We start from the raw sequence: 20,077 nt of genomic DNA, 5'->3' as shown, positions 1-20,077 counted from the left end.
CTCACGAGCCCTGGGACCGGGGCCGTCGATACGCGAGCCGCCGAGAGCCATGGCCCGCGGCGCGTGTCCGGATGTGAGACAACCTCGTCATTGCGGACGCGGGCCGCGGGGCGAATGATCGGTGCATGCCCGCACCGCGAAGAGTCGTCATCGTTGCGTTCCCCGGCGTCGAACTGCTCGACGTCACGGGGCCTGCCGAGGTGTTCTCGGTGGCGTCCCGGGTCCTGGGGCCGGAGCGGCCCGGCTACCGGGTGCACATCGCGACCGCCGCCGGGGGAGAAGTGGTCACCTCCAGCGGTGTCCGGCTGATGTCCGATCTGACCCTGGAGGAGGTGGACGGCCGGATCGACACCCTGCTGGTGTCCGGCGCCATCGCCGAGGACGGGGACAAGGTGAAGGCGGTCATCGACAAGACCGTCAGCACATGGCTGCGCCGGGGCGGTCACCGGGCCCGCAGAGTCGGCTCGATCTGCGCCGGCGCGCACCTGCTCGCCGAAGCCGGACTGCTGACCGGTCTGCGGGCCACCACCCACTGGCTCACCGCCGGGCAGCTGGCCGCCCACCATCCGGAGGTCACCGTCGACCCCGATCCCATCTTCGTCCGGTCCGGGCGGGTGTGGACCTGCGCCGGGGTCACCTCGGGCATGGACATGGCCCTGGCGATGGTCGCCGAGGACCACGGTCACGCCCTCGCGCTCGCCACCGCACGCATGATGGTGATGTACGTGAAACGATCGGGCGGGCAGAGCCAGTTCAGCGTGCCGCTCTCCGTACGGCCGGGCCCCGACGACCCGATGGACGCGCTGTGCCGGTGGATCGGCGAGCATCCCCGCGAGGACCTGTCCGCCGAGGCCCTGGCCGCGCGGGTCAGTCTGAGCCCTCGCCACTTCTCCCGGATGTTCGCGAAGCGTACGGGCGCCACTCCCGCCTCGTACGTCGAGACCGCGCGCCTGGAAGCGGCCCGCCGGCTGCTGGAGGAGTCCGACCTGCCCCTGCCGGAGGTGGCCGCGGCCAGCGGCCTGGGGTCGGTGAAGACCCTGCACCGGTCGTTCCAGCGCCGGCTGGGAACCACTCCCGCCGAATACCGCCGCCGCTTCCGCTAGGCGTTTCACTTACCCCACCTGCCCGAGGACACGGCCCGCCCGCCGGCTCGTGTCCCGCACCGGCCTGCCCTGAAGCCACCACACCCCCGTACGAAGGAGAAAGCCATGCCCCGCACGAAGATCCTTCCCATTCCCGTCCTCGGCCGGCACGCCGTCAACGCGTACCTGCTGCTGGGCCGGCGTCCCGTCATCGTCGACGCAGGGATGCCCGGCAGCGCCCGCCGGATCCTCAAGCACGTCACCGCGTACGGCGTGGACCCGGCGGACATCGCGGTGATCGTCCTCACGCACGGTCACCTCGACCACTTCGGCTCCGCCGCCGAGCTCCACCGGCTCACCGGAGCTCCCGTCGCCGGTCACATCGCCGACCTGGAGCCCTACCGGACCGGCCGGGTCCGCACGCCCTACCTGCCCAACGGCCCCATGGGCCGGCTCATGGCCCGCAACAGGAACCTGCACGTCCAGGTCGAGCCTCTCGAACCCGACATCCTGGTACGCGGCGAGACGAGCCTCGACGACTTCGGGCTCGACGCGCGCATCATGCCCACCCCCGGGCACACCGCCGGTTCCGTCTCGGTCCTCACCGGCACCGGTGACCTCGTCGCCGGAGACCTGGTGGCCAATTCCTTCATGGGCCTCGTACGAGGGAGGCCGGCCAACCCGCCGTTCCACGACGATCCGCTCGGCAACCTCGCCAGCCTGCGGGAGATGCTCGCCCTCGACCCCACGCTCCTCCACGTGGGCCACGGCACGCCGCTCGACCCCGACCGCGTACGGCGCTGGGCGGCCCGGGAAGGGCGGCGCCTCACCCGCATCGCGGCCCGCGGACGCCTCACCACCCGCGCGGACGTGGACACCGCGGCGCCGGGCCGGCGCGACGTGATCGCACCCTGAGCGTCCCCCGTCCCCCCGTACCCGCACCCGGCGCCCGCTCGGCCGTCAAAGGGCGGCCGAAGGGCCGAGGGTCCGCCGGGTCCGCGGTCTGCGGTGAAGGGGCGGCCGAAGCGCTGAGTCCGACGGTCCGCGGTGTGCGGCGCGTACCTCGCGAGCCGGGCGGGCGCAACTCCTCGCCGCGGAGCTCGTCGATCTCGACCTGACAGCCTCCGAGACCAACGCCCTGGCCACCTTCGCGGACGGCCGCGGCCGCACGATCTCCGAACTCGGAGCCGCGGCCGGCACCCGGCCGACCACGCTGACCAGCGTGCTGGACCGGCTGGAGCGGCGCGGTCACATCACGCGGAGCGCGCACCCCGGCGACCGCAGGGCGGTGATCATCGGGTCGCGCCCGACCGCGCCCCCTTTCCGTGGCACAGCAGCGGCCGGCCGGTCGAGGACGGCGACCGGCCCGCCGCATGACACAGGTGCCCTCCACGCCTCGACTCCGCCGCAGGGTCCGGCCGGGAGAGACCCTGCCGGACACTGCGGACACCCGGTGCGTACAGTCGGTGCCCATGACGCACATGGCGACGCAGACGACGGACGGCCGGGCCTCCTTCGTGGTGCACATCCCGCATGTCGAGCTGGAGCCCGAGCCGTTGGATCCGGAGCAGATCGTTTCCGGTGATCCGGTGGTCACCGGCAAGGTGCTCTGGGAGTCCGCGGACGGCACGCAGGTGCGGGGCATCTGGCAGATGACCCCCGGCGTGGTGAGGGACACCGAAGCGAACGAGTTGTTCGTCGTCGTCAGCGGGCGCGCCACCGTGGAGGTCGAGGGCGGGGACACCCTGGAGATCGGCCCGGGGGACGCGGGCGTTCTGCGCGAAGGCGACCGGACGACGTGGACGGTGCACGAGACGCTGCGCAAGGCGTACCACATCTGCCTCTGAGGCGATCGGGCCGACCGGAGCCGAGGGCCGCTCCCCCATGGGGGAGCGGCCCTCCTGCAGCGTCCTTACTGGCGCGCTACAGGGGGCCGCTCCCGGGTCACCGGCTCAGGAACCTGCCTCGGAGACTGCTTCCGCTGGCTGCCCTGACACCATGGTTTTGTTCAGTCTTCACCCACCAGCGTTCGCAGCGGTCCGCACGCACTGGTCGAACGGGTTCTGCTGCAGGCACTTCGGAAGCGTGTCCTCCCACCGGGAGAGCTTCTGAGTCGCCTCGTTCCGCTGAGCGGCCGCGGCGCCCTGGTCCTGGGACACCTTCAGCGTGTCGTTCACCTGCTTGGCGAAGTTCGTCGCCGCCGTCTGCTGCGCCGGCTTCGTGCCGGGCTTCAGCGAGGACACCAGGATGTCGGTCGTCGTCTTGACGACATTCGTGGCCGTGACCTTGACCGCCGGAGACGCTCCCGAGTTGAGGACGTTGACCAGCACGTTGGTCGTGGTCTTCACGGTGTTGGTGACGGCGATCTTGACCGCCGGCGACGCGTTGGACTTCAGCACGTTGACCAGAACATTGGTCGTCGTCTTCACCGTATTGGTGACCGCCACCTTGACGGCTTGCGGCGCCCCCGACTTGAGCACGTTGACCAGCACGTTGGTCGTCGTCGTCACGGTGTTGGTGACGGCGATCTTCACCGCCTGCGGCGCCCCGGACTTCAGGACGTCGACCAGAACAGTCGTCGTCGTCTTCACGGTGTTCGTGACGGCGATCTTGATCGCCGGCGACGCTCCGGACTTCAGGACGTCGACCAGGACGTTGGTCGTGGTCTTCACCGTGTTGGTGACGGCGATCTTGACCGCCTGCGGCGCGTTGGACTTCAGGACGTCGACCAGGACGCTCGTGGTCGACTCAACGGTGTTGCTCACCGCGACCTTGACCGCCTGCGGCGCGTTCGAGTTCAGGGTCTCGACGAGGACGTTCGTCGACGTTTCAACGGTGTTGGTGACGGCGACCTTGACCTCTTGCGGCGCGTTGGACTTCAGGGTCTCGACGAGGACGTTCGTCGAGGTCTCAACGGTGTTGCTCACCGCGACCTTGACCGCCTGCGGTGCGTTGGAGTTCAGGGTCTCGACCAGGACATCGGTGGACTGCTTCACCGTGTTCGTCACCGCGACCTTGACCTCCGACGGTGCGGCCGCCTTGTCGACGTTCGCCAGGACGTCCGTGGACTGCTTCACGATGTTCGCGAGCGTGACACGCTCCGCCACCGGTGTGTTCGGGTCCTCGACCGTCTTCAGCGTCTCGTTGAGGTTGCCCGCCGTGTCCTTCACCTCTTGGGAGGCGTTCTGCTGATCCGCCAGTCCCGCAACGTCCTCCTTCAGCTCAGGCGTCAGCTTCTGCAGCTGCTCCTTCTGCTGTGCCGGCGGAGGCGGGGGCTGCTCCTCCTGCTTGGGCGGCGGAGGCGGGGGCTCCTCCTGCTTCGGCGGTGGAGGCGGGGGCTGCTCCTCCTGCGGCGGGGGTGGGGGCGGTGGCGGGGGAGGCGGCGGCGGAGGCGGCGGCGGAGGCTCCTCCTCCTCCTGCGGCGGAGGTGGAGGCGGCGGTTCCTCCTCCTCAGGCGGCGGAGGCGGCGGAGGAGTTGGCTGGGCGGGTACCGCGGTCGTGGCCGCAGCCACTGTCGGGGTCGCTGCCTCGGCGGTGGACACGCCGGTCGACAGCGCGAGCGCCGCAGCCAAGCAGGAGGCACCGACGAAACGGAAGACTTGTCTCTGGGCGGTTCTGGACATGGCTGTTCCAAATGTGTTGTCCGCGTACTTGTTGTGGCCCTGCGGAACTCAGCCCCTGAAGGCGGCGGCGGCCTGCGGCCTGCGGTCACGGAGATCCACAGCTCGACGATGCACAGGCACTACAGAACCCACTGTTCCCCCACTCGGAGCATCCCGCAACGCGGGAGCGCCGCGTTCCGGCCTGCCACCACCTCTGCCACCTGCGCCTTTCCCCCCTGCCCGACGCGCGCGTCCCCGCCACCGCGACGGCCGCGGGCCGCCTCCGGACGCCGAGGACGGTGGCCGTACGGGGAACCGGAGACTGTGGGTACGGGGACGTACCGGGGGCTGCCGTACGGGGACGTACCGGGACCGTCGGCGAGGTTCCGCGTCGATGGACGTAACGTGCATCCCGACGGCTTCCCCGGCATCAGTGGCCGTGCGCGCGACGCTCCCAGCCCCGTATGCCGGGCAACGCCGTTACCCGGCAGACGCGTTGTCGTCCGCCCCGCGCCCGTACGGCGCATCGGCTTTCACACCGCGAGGCTGTTGCGTACGAGACGGAACGCCGCGGCCGGGTCCGTGGCACGCGTGACGGTTCGCCCCACCACGACGTGGGAGGCACCGGCGGACAGAGCGGCTCGCGGGGTGCCGGGGCGGGCGTGCTCGGACGGGGACTCGCCGTGCAGCGTGACGCCGGGGGTGACGATCAGGGCACCGGCGCCCAGCGCGCCACGCAGAGCCGCTACGTCCCGAGGCGAGGCGATCACGCCATGGCAACCGGCCTTGTCCGCAAGGCGTGCCAACCGGAGCACCTGCTCCTCGGCCGGGTTGCCGACGCCGATGTCGGCGAGATCCTCGTCGGTCATGCTGGTGACCACGGTCAGGGCGAGGATTCGCAGTGCGGGGAAGTCCCGGGCCGCATCGACAGCGGCAGCCATGATGCCCCGGCCGCCCATGCCGTGCACGGTGACGAGGGATGCGCCAAGTGCCCCCGCGGCGCGTACGGCACCGGCGACCGAGTTGGGGATCTCGAAGAGCTTGAGGTCGAGGAAGACCTCCTTGCCCCGGGCGACGAGGGAGGTGACGACATCGGGGCCGACCGCTGTGAGAAGCTCCAGGCCGACCTTGTAGAAACGGCACTCGTCGCCCAGCCGGTCGACGATGTCGTCGGCGGCCGCGCGGTTGTCGCAATCCAGGGCGACGATGATGCGACTGTCCTCATCCATGACGTCATTGTGTCGCCACCACCGGCCGGTGACCGATCCTGCGAGCGGCGTTACTCACGCCGACAGCACTGACACCGGACGCACACGGTGAAGTGGGCGCCCCGGACTCGACGTCGTTCCGGCGCCTCGGGGCGGCGGTCCCGGAGCCGGCGGAGCTGATCGCGGTGACCGGAGACCTGGACGGCGGGAGGCGATCCATGATCGGTTATGGGCATGACGTCCTTGATCCGCCACATCACCATCGACTCCGCCGACCCCTATGCCCTGGCCCGCTTCTGGGCTCAGGCCCTGAACGGCACGCTCGCCGACGACGACCTCCCGGGTGATCCGGAAGCCTCGGTGACGAGTGCGACGGCCACGCTGCTCTTTGTCCGGGTCGATGACCGCAAGTCGGTGAAGAACCGCGTGCACCTGGACCTCCAGCCCCAGGACCGCAGCCGGGACGAGGAGGTCGAACGTCTGCTGTCCCTCGGTGCCACCCTCCAGGGCGATCACCGCAAGCCCGACGGGACGGGGTGGGTCACCCTGTACGACCCGGAGGGCAACGAGTTCTGCGTGGAGCGCAGCGCGGCCGAGAGGGCGGGGCGCTGACGCCTCGGCAAGCAGCTTTTCCGTCATGTTCGACGACGGACGCCGGTGTCCTCTCCTGGCGTCCCGCGACCACGAGGGACGCGCTACGCAGCGCCTCGTCCTTGGAGGCGGATCGTCGTCCGGGCCGCCAGGCCGACGGCAGCGGCACGTGGTGCCCAAGTCGACGCGTGGGGCGGGCGTGGGGCGGGCCGCCCGCAGGACCGGTCTGCTTCACCCGTCACGACGGCCGGGCGACGTACAGCGAGGCGGCGGAGCAGCCGCCCGTTCATGAGACGCCGCCGCGTCACTGCTGTGGGAACCGTGGCACGCGGAGCAGAATGAGGCGTGGGGAGCGCCCGAGCAGGGTGGCCGGTTGACGCTGCCGGGTTTGCCCGTGAGCCGCGCGACCTGCTCCGGTGTTGTCATCCACAGCTCCCTGAGGAGGAACCATGAGGAAGTCCAGGACCGCTGCCGTGTTCGTACTGGCGGCCTCGACGCTGCTGAGTGCGGCAGGAACCGCCCAGGCCCGGGAGAGCGCGCCGGCCGGCCCCGCGGCGTCCTGCTCGACCGCCTGGGGCAGCGGTACCAAGGCGGGCGGTGAGGAGCAGGCCAAGCCCCTGAAAGCCATCACGACCAGCCAGGACAGGTGCTTCGACCGCATGGTGTTCGACACCGGCGGCGTGACGGGCGGGCTCAGTTACCACGTCGGTTATGTCAGCACCTTCCACCAGGACGGCTCCGGCACGCCCATCGCCGTCAAGGGCGGCGCCATACTGCAGGTCTTCGTCTCCTCGCCCAGCTACGACCCGGCCACGTCGCGGCCGACCTACGACGGCAAGGCCGGCAAGCCGCTCCCCGGCGTGAACCTCACCGGATACAAGACTTTCCGGGACGCCCGCTTCGGCGCGAGTTTCGAGGGCCAGACGCAGATCGGTCTGGGGGTCCGGGCCCGGCTGCCGTTCCGCGTGACGCAGTCCGGCGACAAGCTGATCATCGACGTCGCGCACAAGTGGTGACGGCGGTCCCGAGCGGTCACGGGTTCCACGAGGCGAAGGACGGCGGTCGCCCGGTCACGGCACCGCCCGCCTCCGGCGTACGGCCGCCCGTCGGTTCGTCCCACCCGCCGAGGCTCAGGGCGTGAACACCTGGTCGAGCCGGTCGATGGCGCCGTCCTTGCCCAGGCTGTACCGGAAGACCAGCCCGGAGTCCGGGTGGGCGTCGAGCCAGTCCAGGAATTCCTGCACGCCGATGGGCTGGTTCTCCGTGGACTGGACGATCGGGTCGGTCACGGTGATGGACGCCGCCTGATCCAGCGGGATGAAGGTCTCGACGCCGACCGTCTCGAAGGGCGCGCCGTCGGTGTCCGGTGCGCCACAGCCCCAGTTGCCGTGCTGCACGATCAGGCTGAGGAAGCCGCCCTCGGGGGTGTAGCGCTGCACCGCGATCTCGTCGGGTGAGATCGGCATCTTGTGGTCGCAGCCCGGCGCCGCACTCGGCTCGGTGCCCGGCTTCGCGGCGCCCGGCTTCCCGGAGGCGGCCGCCGACGCGCTCGCCCCGGGTGTCGCCGCTGCCGTCGCGGCGGGCTTCGACGCGGTGCCTCCACCCGCCGGGGTCGCGACGGCGGAAGGCCCACTGGCGGGAGGGGCAGAGGCGCTGGTTCCGCCGGAGGAACCGGCTGCCGCGCCGCCGCCGGACGCCCCGCCGGGGTCATCACCCGCGCCGCACGCGCTCAGCACCAGTGCCCCGCACACCACGGCCGCCGTCGCGAACCCGGCTCTCCGGCCTCTCCGGCCCACGCTCCGCTGCATCCCGCTCTCCCGCCCCTGCACGTCCGATACGACCCGCGAAACCTAGCGTGGCCGAAACCCGATGGGTAGGACCCGGCCATTCTTCGTCACGCAGCCGGCATCACGTTGTTGCCGGTCGCGGACGGAAGCACCCGTACCAGCGGCCCCGGACGAGCCGGTTGTCCGCCTCCGGCAGCGCGGTTACGGATGCTGCGGACATCCGGTGGTCCTGCCGAGTCACCGGGAGTCCGACGGGCGCGGCGCCGACGGAGGGCGCGGGTGGAGGTGGGCTCCAGGACCCCCGGGGGCCTCACCGGCAGCGCGGCCGAGTGACCGCGGACCAGGCGGTGTTCGGGATGTGCGGTCCCGGTCCGCTCCGTGCACCGGCTGGTTACTCTTGCGGCTATGACCCACCAGCCTCAGAAGCCCTCGCCGCGCCCTGTTCCACCAGGAGAGCTCCGCGCCTCTCACGACGACCGGGAAGCGGTGGTGGACCAGCTGCGCGATGCGGCAGCCGAGGGGCGCATCGATTTCGATGAGCTGGACGCACGGTTGGAGCAGGCCCTAACGGCCAGGACCCACGCCGAATTGGCCGTCCTGACCGCCGACTTGCCGCGGCCGGACCTCCCCGGGAGCCAGGCACCGCTGGTGCTCAAGGGCGGCATCTCCGGCGCGTCCCGAGGTCCCGGACGCTGGGAGGTTCCCGGGCGCGTGATCGCTCACGGAGGCGTGGGGGGTGTGAAGGTCGACTTCACCCGGGTTGCGTGCCGCCTCACGGAGGTCGCAGTGGAGGCGTACGGGGACACATCCGGTGTCGTGATCGTCATCCCCGACGGCTGGGCAGCGGACACCAGCGGCATGGACCCCGGCGTCGGCGGCCTGAGGGACGAGACAACTCCCGACCGGCTGCCGGGAACTCCGCTGGTCCGGCTCACGGGGTCCGGCGGCATGGGGGGAGTGGTCATCCGCCACCCCAACCACCGGGAACGGCGCAAGCTGCACAGCAACCCGACGCAGAACTAGTGCTGTGACCGGGCAGCTTCACCGGGGTCGGGAGCCCGAGTGAACTGCGCGATGACGAGCGTTCGGGCGGGATCCTGGCGGAGTACGAGCCGGAGGAGCTCGAGCAGGGGAGGACCCGGATCGGCGAACCGTTCGCGGTCTATGTGTCGTGCCAGTCCATGGATGCGGCTCGGGCCCTCCTTCGTGATGTCCTGCCTGGCGTGGACGGTCTTGTCGACACGAACCATCACGAAATCCTGCCGGTGAGCGAGTTCCTCACGCTGGTGGACCGTTATCCCGGACGGGATCGGCGTCGCCAACCGAGCACAGACCTCCAGTAGACCGGCTCACGTCGCGTCTGGTCCCGCATTCGACCGCGTGACGCTCGCGGCGGTCGACCGGGTCGAAGCGCAGCGGCCGACCTCCGCGGAAGCCGAACCCGTTGTCGTGGCCCGAACGCGTCGAAGGCGAACGCGGTGCGAAATGGCCCGCGGCGGCCTGACGGACGAACAGTGGACACGGATCGGCTCGCCGCCGGTCCTCCCGCAGGGCAGCCGCCGGGGCCGGACATGCGCAGGGGCCGGCCGCCGGGCGCCGAGCCAGGCGAGAAGGAGATCGCCCGCAAGAACTTCGCCGCGTTCGACGCCGCCACCGGCGAACTGCTGCCGTGCGCCCAGTCCTTCTCCGGCGCCGGTGACACCGTACGGGCGCTGAAGACGTCCCGCCACGGCACGGTTCTGTACGCCGGCGGTTCGTTCAACAAGGTCGGGGAGACCCCGGCCGCCAGCGCGGTCGCGCTCAACACGGCCGACTGCTCGCTCCGCCGGGACTGCCGGCCCGCCATGTCGTCGTTCGTGCGGCCATCGAGACGCCGGACTCCGCGGTCCACCTCGGCGGCGACTTCCTGTACGCGGCCGGCCAGAGCCGCAGGCGCCTCCCGTCGTTCAGCCCCAGCGGCTCGCTGCTGCCGTTCCGTGCGGACATCGATGCTCCGGTACGGGCCATCATGGCGGCGCCCGACCACGGCAAGCGCATCGTCGGCGGCAGCTTCGACGTGGTGAACGGCGCGGACCATCATGCGCTGATCGGGCTGAACCCCTCGACCGGCTCGACGGTGGCCGCCTTCCCGAGCTGGCTTCCGCAGAGGTCGTTTCGGTGAAGGCCCTGACCCGCGACGCGGCCGACTTCTACGTGGGGGCCGAGGGCAGGGGGACGGGCATCTTCGACGGCCGGCTGGCCGATGACGAGATGGTGTGGAGGGACACCTGCTTCCACGTCGGCCATCTCAACATCCTGCGCCGGGCCCGGGAACACTGCGACCGGCTCGTCGCGGGGGTTTGCTCCGACGACCTGGTCGTGCTCCTGAAGGGCAGTCCGCCGGTCGTACCGCTGACCGAGCGGCTGGAGATGGTCCGCAGCATCCGCTACGTCGACGAGACCTACGTCGCAACCGCGGACGACAAGATCGCCGTCCGGGAACGACGTCGGGTTCGACGTCATCTTCAAGGGGGACGACTGGCTGGGCACGGAGGTGTGGAACACGCTCGAGGCGCACTTCGCGAAGATCGGTGTCGAGGTCGTCCACTTCCCCTGCACCGCGCACACGTCGAGCACCCTGCTCCGCCAGGCACTCGATCTTCTCGCCCCCGCAGCGGCCGGCGAGGGGCGTGCGGCGCTGCCGAGGCAGCGGCGGCCGCGGCGACGAGGACCTGCGCGGTCGCGCCGGGCCGGTGGCGCCTCACCACCGGCCCGGCCGGCCGTCGCCTCACCGCCCGGCCGTTCGCGTCACCCCGTCGGCCGGTGCGTTCGGCCGGCGGGCGCGCCGAACCAGGTGGACATCCGGCTGACCAGCGACTCCTGGTCCTCGCCGACCCACGCCACGTGTCCGTCGGGCCGCAGCAGCACCGCGGGCACGTCCAGCTCCCCACCGGTGTCGACGACGTGGTCCACCCGGCCCGCCCAGCCCTCCACCGACAGCCGGCCGGTCCCGTCGAGCAGCAGTCCGCGGCCGCCGTGCATCAGCTCGTACAGGCGAAGCCCCCGCCCCAGCTTCAGGTCCCGCAGCCGCCGGCCGAGGAGTTCGTGGCCCTCGCCGCAGTCGTAGCGCACATCGACCGCCGTGATCATCCCGGTCACGTACATGTTCACCTCCTCGAACTCCATCAGCTGCGCGAACAGCTCCCGCAGCGCGGTCGTACCCGGATCCGTCCCGAGCAGTGTGATCTGGGCACGGGTGTTGGCAAGCACGCCGGCCCCGACCGGGTGCCGTTCGGTGTGGTAGCTGTCCAGCAGCTCCTCCGGTGCCCAGCCGTGGACCGCGGCGGCGAGCTTCCAGCCGAGGTTGAAGGCGTCCTGGATGCCGAGGTTCAGCCCCTGACCGCCGGTCGGCGGGTGGATGTGCGCGGCGTCGCCGGCCAGCAGCACCCGGCCGACCCGGTAGCGCTCGGCCTGCCGGGTGGCGTCGCCGAACCGTGAGAGCCAGCGCGGGGAGTGCGCCCCGAAGTCAGTGCCCGCGACGGCCCGCAGCCGCTGTGTGAACTCCTCCATGGTCGGCGGGACCGTGCGGTCCTCGGCCACTCCCTCGGCCGGCACGACGAGGCGGTACACCCCGTCCCCCTCCGGGATGGCCCCGAACCGCAGTTGCGTCTTGCGGACCTCCGCCACGACGGCGGCGACAGTCGCCGGATCCTCGGTCAGCTCCATGTCGCCCAGCAGCGTCTCGACCGTGGCGGGCTCACCGGGGAAACCGACGCCGAGCTGCTTGCGCACCACGCTGCGGGCACCGTCGCACCCCACGAGGTGGCGCGAGCGCAGCCGCCTGCCGTCCGCCGTCACGACGCTCACCCCCTCCTCGTCCTGGCTCACCGCGACCACCTCGCACCCGCGCCGGATCTCGGCACCGAGTTCCAGGGCACGCTCCTGGAGCAGCCGCTCGGTGACCGGCTGCGGGGTGGCGAGGCCGTACGGGTGAGCCGTGTCCAACCGCTCCGGCCACGGCTTGATGATGCCGCCGAAGAGACCGCCGATCCGGAACTTCTCACTGACCGCGAGGAACCGGTCCAGCAGGCCGCGCTGATCCATCATCTCGACGCTGCGCGTGTGCAGGCCCCGCCCGCGGGAGTGCCCGGTCGGCTCGGCCAGCCTCTCCAGCACCACCACGTGCACGCCGTGCAGCCGCAACTCGGCGGCCAGCATCAAGCCGGTCGGCCCGCCCCCGACCACGATCACGTCAATCATCGGAACCCCCTCCCACGACGTCGGCTTCTCGGCCAGCCGCTCCGCACGGCCCGGTGACGCACATCCCTCGCACGCCCGGACTCATACGCTGACAAATGCTCACGGGATTTGTGAACCCGTCATTTCCGCTGGTTCTGGCCTTGGCCGGCCATTCTGCGCCACCACCGGGGTCTTGCCGCAAGGCCCCCGGTGCGCTATACGTTGAGAGTGGCGAGGAGCGGACAGGCTCCTCGCCTTTGTTTTTGTCTCCCGCCGGTCCGCCCGCGGGAGACCACCCCGCGCAGCGGCGACGCACCGCGTACGGCACCGGCGTACGACCTCCTCTCCTGCGCCGGTGGCCCAAAAAGACACCCGTTCTTCGGCCCCGCGGACCGAGAGCCGCCTCCCCTCCGACGGGTTGACTCATGTGCGTGGCCGGCGGACGCCGGTCACACGGTCCGGCCCTCCGGGCACCGCCCCGTGCGCCGACTCCAGCGCGCACACCGGACCGTTCCCGCGTGCTCGATCCCTGTGCTGTCCCCATGGAATGTGGAGGTGGTGCGTCATGCGCACAGCCAATGTCAACGGCCGTCTGGTCCTCGTCCTCGACGACGGCGCGGTGGACGTGGAGAGGGCCAGTGACGGGCAGTTCTCGTCCGATCCCCAGGCCGTCTTCGAGCGCTGGCCGGAGTTCCGTGCCTGGGCGGCGACGGCGGTCGCGGCCGGCCACGAGCGCGTCGCCTTCGACGAGCGGGACACAGGCGCACCCGTGCCGCGGCCCCGACAGGTCTTCGCCGTCGCCCTGAACTACGCGGACCACGTGGAGGAGTCGGCGGCCACGGCACCCGCCCGGCCCGCCGTCTTCACCAAGTACCCCACCTCCCTGGCCGGGCCCTACGACACGATCGCGCTGCCCAGCGCGCTCGTGGACTGGGAGGTGGAGCTGGTCGCCGTGATCGGCACCAGGGCCCACCGGGTGACGGCCGCCGACGCGTGGAGCCACATCGCCGGGCTCACCGCCGGCCAGGACCTGTCCGAACGCCGCATCCAGCTGGAAGGGCCGGCGCCGCAGTTCTCGCTCGGCAAGTCGTTCCCCGGGTTCAGCCCGACCGGTCCGGTCCTGGTCACCCCCGACGCGTTCGCGGACCCCGACGACCTCGCCCTCGGCTGCGCGGTGGACGGCGAGACGGTGCAGGAGTCACGCAGCAGCCGCATGATCTTCCCGATCGCCGAGCAGATCGCCTGGATCTCGGGCATCTGCCCGCTGCTCCCCGGTGACCTCGTCTTCACCGGCACCCCCGCCGGTGTGGGCGGCGCGCGTGACCCGCGCCGCTTCCTCGCCCCCGGCGAGGAACTGCACAGCTGGATCGAAGGCGTCGGCGAACTCCGCAACCCCCTGATCGCCGGCCCGGCGTACCCCCACGGCCCGCACGGCCGCCCCGCCCACCCGTAACCGCCCACCCGGCGCGGGCACAACCACCGGCCGCCTGCCCCTGAGGCAGGCCACCGAGCCACGTCACCCTCCCGAGGAGCCCACCATGCCCCTGCACCGACTCGCCCGCGTCACCATCGGCGTTCCCGACGTCGAGGCGACCGCGGCCTATTACGCGGACTTCGGCCTCACCGCCCTGGGCGGCGCGCGGTTCGCCTCCACCGACGGTGGTGAGCAGCTGAGGATCGTGCACACGGACCGCCGCCGTCTGGAGGAGCTGGTCGTCGGCGCCGACGACCCCGACGACCTCGCCCGCATCGGCGCCGCCCTGGGCCGGCTCGGCATACCGTTCGTCCGCGGCGCACACTCGCTCCGGGCGGTCGACCCGGGCACCGAGGTCACCGTCACCGTCGAGGTCCAGGCACGCGTCGCCCAGGATCCGCCCCCGCCGGTGGCGTACAACGCGCCCGGCCGCGCCGAGCGCCGGGGCGCGCGGGCTCCCGGGGTGCTGCGTGAGGACGCCGTACGGCCCCGGCGGCTCGGCCACGTCGTCCTCGGCTCCACCGACCAGCCCGCGTCGCAGCGGTTCTTCACCGAAGGGCTCGGCTTCAAGGCCAGCGACCTGGTCCCAGGGGCGGCGTTCCTGCGCTGCTCGACCGACCACCACAACGTCCTCGTGCAGCAGGCCCCCCTCGCCTTCCTGCACCACTCCTCCTGGCAGGTGGACGACGTGGACGAGGTCGGCCGCGGCGCGACGCGGATGCTGGAGGGCCACCCCGAGCGGCACGTGTGGGGCCTGGGCCGCCACCACCTGGGATCGAACTTCTTCTGGTACCTCAAGGATCCGGCGGGCAACTTCTCCGAGTACTTCGCCGACATGGACTGCATCGTCGAGGACCAGCTGTGGACCCCGCGGGTATGGGAGGACGCCCGTGCCCTCTTCAGCTGGGGCCCGCCCGTGCCACCGTCCTTCCTCCACCCCGAGGACCTCGCCGCGCTGATGACCGGCGCCCACGACGCGAGCTGACGGGAGGAGAGCCGTGCGGACCGAACACGACAAGGGCACAGGGATGAACCACGACTACGACGTGCTGGTCGTCGGCGCGGGGCCCGTCGGGCTCACCACCGCGATCCAGCTGGCCTCCCGGGGCCGGCGGGTCGGCGTGGTGGAGCGCTGGCCCCGGCCGTATCCGCTGCCGCGCGCCGTGGTCTTCGACCACGAGACCGCCCGCATCCTGGCCTCGCTCGGGCTGGCCGACGCCCTGCCGGCGTTCAGCGAGCCCGCGGAGGACTACGAGTGGCGCAACGGCAAGGGCGAGACGCTGCTGCGCCTGGCGTTCGACGACACCAGCCACTCCGGCTGGCCGTTCATGAGCATCTTCACCCAGCCGCGCCTCGAAGCCGCGCTGGAGGAACGGGCCCGCGCCCTTCCCGGCATCGACATCCTGCGGGGCTGGGAGGCCGTCGACCTCACCGAGAACCCGGCGTCCGTACGGCTGACCGTCGCCGCCGGCGCCGGCGATCAGCCGCTGCTCCGCGACGGCGTGCGGGAGCACCGCACACTGCGGGCCGCGTACGTCGTCGGCTGCGACGGGGCCAACAGCTTCGTCCGCTCCCGTATGCGCACGACGATGACGGACCTGGGATTCCGGTACGACTGGCTCGTCCTCGACGTGATCCCCCACGACCGGAACCGGACCTGGTCCCCCCGCAACCTCCAGCTGTGCGATCCGGCGAGGCCCAGCACGGTCGTGTCCGGCGGCCCGGGCCGGCGCCGCTGGGAGTTCATGCGGCTCCCGGGTGAGACCGTCGCCGGACTCGGCCGCCCCGAGACGGCGTGGAAGCTGCTCGCGCCCCGGGACCTGCACCCGGGGAACGCCACCCTCGAGCGGCACACCGTCTACACCTTCCAGGCCCGGTGGGCGGACACCTGGCGTGAGGGCCGGCTCCTGATCGCGGGGGACGCCGCCCACCAGATGCCCCCGTTCGCCGGGCAGGGCATGTGCTCGGGCATCCGGGACGCCGCCAACCTCACCTGGAAGCTCGACCTCGTGCTGTCCGGCCACGCGGACCGGGCGCTGCTGGACACCTACACCACCGAGCGCTCGCAGCACCTCCAGCACGCCATCGAGCTCTCCGTCCAGCTGGGCCGCGTCATCTGCGAGCCGGACCCGGACGCGGCCGCGGAACGCGACGCACGGATGCTCGCCGACCGGGCGGCCCGCCGCGACCCCCTGGCGGGACTGCCTCCCCGGACCCTCACCGGCGGACTGCTGATGCACGACGCCGACGGCGTACCGGTGGAGCCGGCGGGGGAACTCGGCCCCCAGGGCCGGGTGCGTTTCCACGGCCGCGCAGGACTGTTCGACGAGGTGGTGGGCACGGGGCTCACCCTGCTCGCGGTCGAGGATCCGCGCAGCGTGCTCGGCCGTGCTGCCCTCGCGTGGTGCGAGCGGCTCGGCATACGGCTCCTGCGGGTCACCGACGACCCGGCCGCCGGCGGCCCGGGCGTCGTCGTGGACGTCGACGGCACCTGCCTCGCCCACCTGCACCAGGCCGGACAACAGGCCGTCCTGGTACGTCCCGACCATTACGTCTTCGGCGGTGCGGCCACCATGGACGACGTGCCAGCCTTGGTCACCGCCCTGCGCGACGGGCTCGCCGCCCCCGCCGGTCCCACCGCCTGTCACGCCTGACCGCCGACGACCTGAGTCACCCGGTCGTGGCCGGCCCGGGGAGCCGGCCGTGGCCGCCGGCGCGCACACTGACCTACACACGCACGTCCGCACCTGAGCACGCGTAAACACGGACGTACACACGGCAACGAAGGGCACGGCTCATGACGCGACCCTGGATCCTCCGGCTGCAGCCGGATCCTCACCGGGCGGCCGACCCGGTGACGCCGCCGGCCGCTCTCGCCGGCACGTCCGGCGTCCTCGGTGCGGGGCCGGTCCAGTGGGCGGCGCAGGCGGGGGAGGCCATCGCCGGGGAGATCCTGGAGCAGGTACCGGAACACGGCGGCGGCCGGGGTCCGGTCACCACCCTGCGCCGTTCCACCGAGTCGGCCGTCCTGGCAGCACTGCATCTCCTGGTCGCGGACGCGCCACGCCGCATCACCGCGCTGACCGGCGAAACCCGCGAAGGCTGCCGTGAGTTCGCGCGCCGCGGGATCCCTCTCGACCTGGTGCTGCGGGGCGTCCGGCTCGGGCACGCCCGGCTGGCCCACGAGCTCGCCGCGACCGTCGACGAGCACGTCCCGGCCGGCCGGCGCCTGACGGAGCTGCGCCAGGTCAACGACCTGCTGTTCGCCTACGCCGACGCCCACGCCAGCATGATGGCCGAGGAGTACATCGCCGAACGCGACCGCTGGCGCGGCAGCGACGAAGCCGCCCGCCGCGCACTCGTCGACGACGTACTCGCCGGCCGGCCGGTGGACGCCCGGGCCGCCGCGCGGCGTCTGCACTACGACACCTCCCGTACCCACCTGGCCGCCGTGCTGTGGTGCGACGGCACCGGCACCGACGGAGCCCGGCCCGCAGCGGAGCGACTGCACCGGGCCGCCACGGCGCTGGCACGCGCCCTGACCGCGACCGGCATGCTGCTCATCCCCGCCCACACCTCGACCGCCTGGGCCTGGTTCTCCGTCGCCGACGAGGACAGCGCCGGCCTGGCAGCACACCTGCGCCACACCCTCGACCGGCCGGAAGGCGTACGCGTGGCGATCGGCCCGCCCGCGCCCGGCGTACCGGGAATGCGCCGCAGCCACCTGAGCGCCCTTCAGGCGGAGCGGATCGCCCACCTCGGCCGGTCGGGGGAGTGGCTGTGGGACCACCGGGAAGTGCGCCTGGCGGCACTGGCGACAGCGGACCCCGAACACGCCCACTGGTTCGTGCAGGACGTCCTCGGTCCGCTGGCCTCCGACGGCGACCGGGTGCGGGACCTGCGGGAGACCCTGCGCACCTACCTCGCCGCGGACCGCAGCCTGCGCACGGCCGCCGAGCTCCTGCACGTGGCCCGCAACACCGTCACCTACCGGGTCCGACGCGCCGAGGAGCTGCTGCCCGCGGCCACGACCGCGGGCAACCCGCTGGAACTGCGCCTGGCACTGGAGCTCGCCCGGCACCTGCCCGCCTGATCCACCCCGGGCACGTTGATACGGTGCCCGCGTGGGACGTCGTCGTCATCGCCGCCTGGTCGCCGGCTCGGAGAGGTACCGCTGGTGGGTCGGCCATCAGCACGTCACGGACGCCGGCCCCGACGATCCGCCCGGACGTTCGCGCGCCTGCCGCGAGGTCCTCGCGGTCGTGCGCGAGGGGTCGCCGGGCGTGGTCCGCGTCGTCTTCGCCTCCGGCCCGGGGCGCGTGGTGGGCGGTGGCGGCTGGGGGGCTCACGAGGGCGGCGTCAGCCGGGACCGGGGATACCTCAATCTGCACCGGCCGGCGACGGTGCGCGCCGTGATCGACGAACTCGTGGCGCAGGGACGGCCGTTCGGGTCGCACGCCGTCGACGTCGACGGGTGGCGGCTCTTCGATGCCGTCCTCGGTCGTCTCCGGCCGGAGGGCGGGCGCGAGGCCCACGGAGAGCGGCCGTCCCCGTGAAGCCCTGGCGGCCGGGTTCGGACACGTGGTGTCTCAGCAGCGAGGGGCGGCGGTCATGGTGCCGATGAGGTGGTCGACGGCGTCGGGCAGGTGGCGTCGCCGACGGAACGCGGCTCTCTGCCGGTCGGCGCCGTTGCCATGAGCGCCCAGACGCGCCCGTACGGCGTGGAGGAGCGCGAGGTCCCCCGCGTCGAGGGCGTTGTCCGCGGTCTTCCAGAGGCGGTCGATGAGCTCGGTGGCGGGTCGGAGCCGGCCGGTGTGCAGATCGATGGCCTCACCGGCCAGACCGTCACGGGCGGCGCGCCAGCAGGCGGCCCGCAGCATCTCGGGGCCCGGACACGGCGGGGGTTCGGAGCGGCCGATGGCCGAAAGGGCCGCGGCGGCGAGGCCCTTGACGGTGCCCGCGAGGAGCACGGTGTCCTCGACCGTCGGCATGGCATCGGCGACCCGGACCTCGAGTGTGGGCACGTGGTGCGAGGGCCGCATGTCCCAGTAGAGGCCACCGCGGTCGATGATGGTGTGCGAGGCGATGAGACGGTCGACCAGGTCCTGGAAGTGGGACCGCGATGTGAAGTACGGGGGCGGGCCCGCCACGGGCCACCGCCCCCACGTCATGGTGCGCCAGCTGGCGTAGCCGGTGTCCTGCCCGTGCCAATAGGGCGAGTTGGCGGCCAGCGCGATGAGCGCCGGCAGCCAGGGGCGCAGGTGGTTGCTGAGGCGCAGCGCCGTGGTCATGTCGGGGACGCCCACATGGACGTGGCAGGCGCAAGCGCTCTGCTCGTGGTCCAGGGCGCCGAACGTGGCGATGCTCCGCGCGTAGCGGTGGCCGGGTGTGAAGGGGGGCGGGGTGTCCTGGCCCAGCACGGGGGTTCCGCTCGAGATCACGCGAAGACCCAGGCGGGCGGCGGCGTTCGCGACGGCGGCACGAGTGGCGCACAGTTGGTCTCCCAGGTCGGCCAGGGTGGTGTGGGGGTCGGTGCGTACCTCGACCTGGTACCGCGTGAGTTCGGTGGTGACGCGGTCGCCGAGCTCCACGGCGGCGTGCGCCACGACCTTCTCGGCTTCCGGGCTCACCTGCCGGGAGACCGGGTCCACCAGCAGGTACTCCTCTTCCACGCCCACGGTCACCGGCACGAACCCGTCCGGCGTCCTCACCGGTCTCCCATCGGCCTGTGTCCACCTCTCGCTCTGCGTCGTGACCGTCCTGTCACTCAGCGTCCACCGCCGGCGTGCTGCCGTCAACCAGGCACGGTGCGCACAGGCAGCCGCGCGCACGCCGCATCACGGCGTCGCCGCCCGCTCCGCCGCCGCCTCCCGAAGGAGGTGCCTTCACCCGTCATGACACGTGCCTATGGGGCGTTCGCGCAGGTGGAGCGGGTCGCCCGGGAGGAAAACCACTTCGGGCGCGCGCGGTGCCGGCTGTTGAGGTCGTCATGATCCGGAAGCGCATGGCGGAATCGGCCGGGGGGCCGGGGATCACACATCTCGCACATCGGCTCGCGCAAACTTCGTCGGGATCGGGGACCTCACCGGGGACGGCAACGACGACATCCTCGGAC

Annotated in this window: 18 protein-coding genes and 1 pseudogene; 14 read left to right on the top strand and 5 right to left on the bottom strand. The window is 72.1% G+C overall.

Features of this window, described 5'->3' with window-relative positions:
* The first annotated feature begins 125 nt into the window (after positions 1–125).
* The 4 genes from ACIA79_RS28975 (at position 126) to ACIA79_RS28960 (ending at position 2,929) form a co-directional block, all read left to right on the top strand.
* Positions 126–1,103: a GlxA family transcriptional regulator gene (locus tag ACIA79_RS28975; RefSeq protein WP_399431329.1), complete on the top strand. Its 978-nt coding sequence runs from the start codon at positions 126–128 to the stop codon at positions 1,101–1,103.
* A gap of 105 nt (positions 1,104–1,208) precedes the next feature.
* Positions 1,209–1,997 carry an MBL fold metallo-hydrolase gene (locus ACIA79_RS28970; protein ID WP_399431328.1) on the top strand — a complete coding sequence of 263 codons (789 nt, stop codon included), beginning with the start codon at positions 1,209–1,211 and terminating at the stop codon, positions 1,995–1,997.
* Between the two features lie 199 nt (positions 1,998–2,196).
* Positions 2,197–2,667, top strand: coding sequence for a MarR family winged helix-turn-helix transcriptional regulator (locus ACIA79_RS28965; protein ID WP_399431388.1), 471 nt, complete (start codon positions 2,197–2,199; stop codon positions 2,665–2,667).
* Complete coding sequence (locus ACIA79_RS28960) at positions 2,564–2,929, top strand: cupin domain-containing protein (RefSeq protein WP_399431387.1); 366 nt, start codon at positions 2,564–2,566, stop codon at positions 2,927–2,929. The genes ACIA79_RS28965 and ACIA79_RS28960 overlap by 104 nt, the downstream gene beginning before the upstream one ends.
* A 168-nt stretch (positions 2,930–3,097) precedes the next feature.
* Here the strand turns inward: ACIA79_RS28960 and ACIA79_RS28955 are convergent, their stop codons facing one another.
* Positions 3,098–4,705, bottom strand: a complete 1,608-nt coding sequence (locus ACIA79_RS28955; RefSeq protein ID WP_399431327.1) for a hypothetical protein — start codon at positions 4,703–4,705, stop codon at positions 3,098–3,100.
* 512 nt (positions 4,706–5,217) lie between these two features.
* The gene (pyrF, locus tag ACIA79_RS28950; protein ID WP_399431325.1) at positions 5,218–5,913 is read right to left on the bottom strand and encodes an orotidine-5'-phosphate decarboxylase; all 696 of its coding nucleotides are present in this window, start codon (positions 5,911–5,913) and stop codon (positions 5,218–5,220) included.
* Between the two features lie 213 nt (positions 5,914–6,126).
* Here pyrF and ACIA79_RS28945 point away from each other — a divergent pair, with 213 nt between their 5' ends.
* Positions 6,127–6,504 (top strand): VOC family protein, encoded by a 378-nt coding sequence (locus ACIA79_RS28945; protein WP_399431324.1) that lies wholly within the window; start codon positions 6,127–6,129, stop codon positions 6,502–6,504.
* Between the two features lie 428 nt (positions 6,505–6,932).
* Positions 6,933–7,499, top strand: coding sequence for a hypothetical protein (locus ACIA79_RS28940; RefSeq protein WP_399431323.1), 567 nt, complete (start codon positions 6,933–6,935; stop codon positions 7,497–7,499).
* 114 nt (positions 7,500–7,613) lie between these two features.
* Here ACIA79_RS28940 and ACIA79_RS28935 read toward each other — a convergent pair whose 3' ends face one another.
* Positions 7,614–7,949, bottom strand: coding sequence for a hypothetical protein (locus tag ACIA79_RS28935; protein ID WP_399431322.1), 336 nt, complete (start codon positions 7,947–7,949; stop codon positions 7,614–7,616).
* A 726-nt stretch (positions 7,950–8,675) separates the two neighbouring features.
* Here ACIA79_RS28935 and ACIA79_RS28930 point away from each other — a divergent pair.
* The 3 genes and pseudogenes from ACIA79_RS28930 to ACIA79_RS28920 all read left to right on the top strand — a co-directional run.
* Entirely contained in the window at positions 8,676–9,293 is a 618-nt protein-coding gene (locus ACIA79_RS28930) for a DUF1707 domain-containing protein (protein ID WP_399431321.1), read from the top strand.
* A gap of 985 nt (positions 9,294–10,278) precedes the next feature.
* Positions 10,279–10,431: a hypothetical protein gene (locus ACIA79_RS28925; RefSeq protein WP_399431320.1), complete on the top strand. Its 153-nt coding sequence runs from the start codon at positions 10,279–10,281 to the stop codon at positions 10,429–10,431.
* Positions 10,432–10,520: 89 nt separating this feature from the next.
* Positions 10,521–10,914: pseudogene (locus ACIA79_RS28920) on the top strand (adenylyltransferase/cytidyltransferase family protein); the annotation flags it as partial.
* A 143-nt stretch (positions 10,915–11,057) separates the two neighbouring features.
* Here the strand turns inward: ACIA79_RS28920 and rox are convergent.
* Positions 11,058–12,509: a rifampin monooxygenase gene (gene rox / locus ACIA79_RS28915; protein WP_399431319.1), complete on the bottom strand. Its 1,452-nt coding sequence runs from the start codon at positions 12,507–12,509 to the stop codon at positions 11,058–11,060.
* Between the two features lie 544 nt (positions 12,510–13,053).
* On the opposite strand from rox, the gene ACIA79_RS28910 reads away from it, so the two are divergent.
* The 5 genes from ACIA79_RS28910 (at position 13,054) to ACIA79_RS28890 (ending at position 18,518) form a co-directional block, all read left to right on the top strand.
* Positions 13,054–13,941 (top strand): fumarylacetoacetate hydrolase family protein, encoded by an 888-nt coding sequence (locus ACIA79_RS28910; protein WP_399431318.1) that lies wholly within the window; start codon positions 13,054–13,056, stop codon positions 13,939–13,941.
* An 85-nt stretch (positions 13,942–14,026) separates the two neighbouring features.
* Positions 14,027–14,947, top strand: a complete 921-nt coding sequence (locus ACIA79_RS28905; protein ID WP_399431317.1) for a VOC family protein — start codon at positions 14,027–14,029, stop codon at positions 14,945–14,947.
* Positions 14,948–14,960: 13 nt separating this feature from the next.
* On the top strand, positions 14,961–16,616 hold the full coding sequence (locus ACIA79_RS28900) for a bifunctional 3-(3-hydroxy-phenyl)propionate/3-hydroxycinnamic acid hydroxylase (RefSeq protein ID WP_399431316.1): 1,656 nt from the start codon (positions 14,961–14,963) through the stop codon (positions 16,614–16,616).
* Positions 16,617–16,759: 143 nt separating this feature from the next.
* A complete protein-coding gene (locus ACIA79_RS28895; protein ID WP_399431315.1) occupies positions 16,760–18,055 on the top strand; it encodes a PucR family transcriptional regulator in 1,296 nt (431 codons plus the stop codon).
* 31 nt (positions 18,056–18,086) lie between these two features.
* The gene (locus ACIA79_RS28890) at positions 18,087–18,518 is read left to right on the top strand and encodes a hypothetical protein (protein WP_399431314.1); all 432 of its coding nucleotides are present in this window, start codon (positions 18,087–18,089) and stop codon (positions 18,516–18,518) included.
* 33 nt (positions 18,519–18,551) lie between these two features.
* Here ACIA79_RS28890 and ACIA79_RS28885 read toward each other — a convergent pair whose 3' ends face one another.
* On the bottom strand, positions 18,552–19,673 hold the full coding sequence (locus tag ACIA79_RS28885) for a glutamate--cysteine ligase (RefSeq protein ID WP_399431313.1): 1,122 nt from the start codon (positions 19,671–19,673) through the stop codon (positions 18,552–18,554).
* Positions 19,674–20,077: the final 404 nt, after the last annotated feature.

Origin of the sequence: Streptomyces sp. NPDC051310, from assembly GCF_044455245.1 — a bacterium.
Taxonomy (GTDB): Bacteria; Actinomycetota; Actinomycetes; order Streptomycetales; family Streptomycetaceae; genus Streptomyces.
The sequence above is the reverse complement of the archived record's forward strand: the minus strand, read 5'-3'. Positions and strand labels throughout refer to the sequence as shown.

Coding starts and splice junctions, on each gene's coding strand:
- ACIA79_RS28975 (WP_399431329.1), top strand. CDS start 126: ATGCCCGCACCGCGAAGAGTCGTCATCGTTGCGTTCCCCGGCGTCGAA.
- ACIA79_RS28970 (WP_399431328.1), top strand. CDS start 1,209: ATGCCCCGCACGAAGATCCTTCCCATTCCCGTCCTCGGCCGGCACGCC.
- ACIA79_RS28960 (WP_399431387.1), top strand. CDS start 2,564: ATGGCGACGCAGACGACGGACGGCCGGGCCTCCTTCGTGGTGCACATC.
- ACIA79_RS28955 (WP_399431327.1), bottom strand. CDS start 4,705: ATGTCCAGAACCGCCCAGAGACAAGTCTTCCGTTTCGTCGGTGCCTCC.
- pyrF (WP_399431325.1), bottom strand. CDS start 5,913: ATGGATGAGGACAGTCGCATCATCGTCGCCCTGGATTGCGACAACCGC.
- ACIA79_RS28945 (WP_399431324.1), top strand. CDS start 6,127: ATGACGTCCTTGATCCGCCACATCACCATCGACTCCGCCGACCCCTAT.
- ACIA79_RS28940 (WP_399431323.1), top strand. CDS start 6,933: ATGAGGAAGTCCAGGACCGCTGCCGTGTTCGTACTGGCGGCCTCGACG.
- ACIA79_RS28935 (WP_399431322.1), bottom strand. CDS start 7,949: ATGCCGATCTCACCCGACGAGATCGCGGTGCAGCGCTACACCCCCGAG.
- ACIA79_RS28930 (WP_399431321.1), top strand. CDS start 8,676: ATGACCCACCAGCCTCAGAAGCCCTCGCCGCGCCCTGTTCCACCAGGA.
- ACIA79_RS28925 (WP_399431320.1), top strand. CDS start 10,279: ATGGCGGCGCCCGACCACGGCAAGCGCATCGTCGGCGGCAGCTTCGAC.
- rox (WP_399431319.1), bottom strand. CDS start 12,509: ATGATTGACGTGATCGTGGTCGGGGGCGGGCCGACCGGCTTGATGCTG.
- ACIA79_RS28910 (WP_399431318.1), top strand. CDS start 13,054: ATGCGCACAGCCAATGTCAACGGCCGTCTGGTCCTCGTCCTCGACGAC.
- ACIA79_RS28905 (WP_399431317.1), top strand. CDS start 14,027: ATGCCCCTGCACCGACTCGCCCGCGTCACCATCGGCGTTCCCGACGTC.
- ACIA79_RS28895 (WP_399431315.1), top strand. CDS start 16,760: ATGACGCGACCCTGGATCCTCCGGCTGCAGCCGGATCCTCACCGGGCG.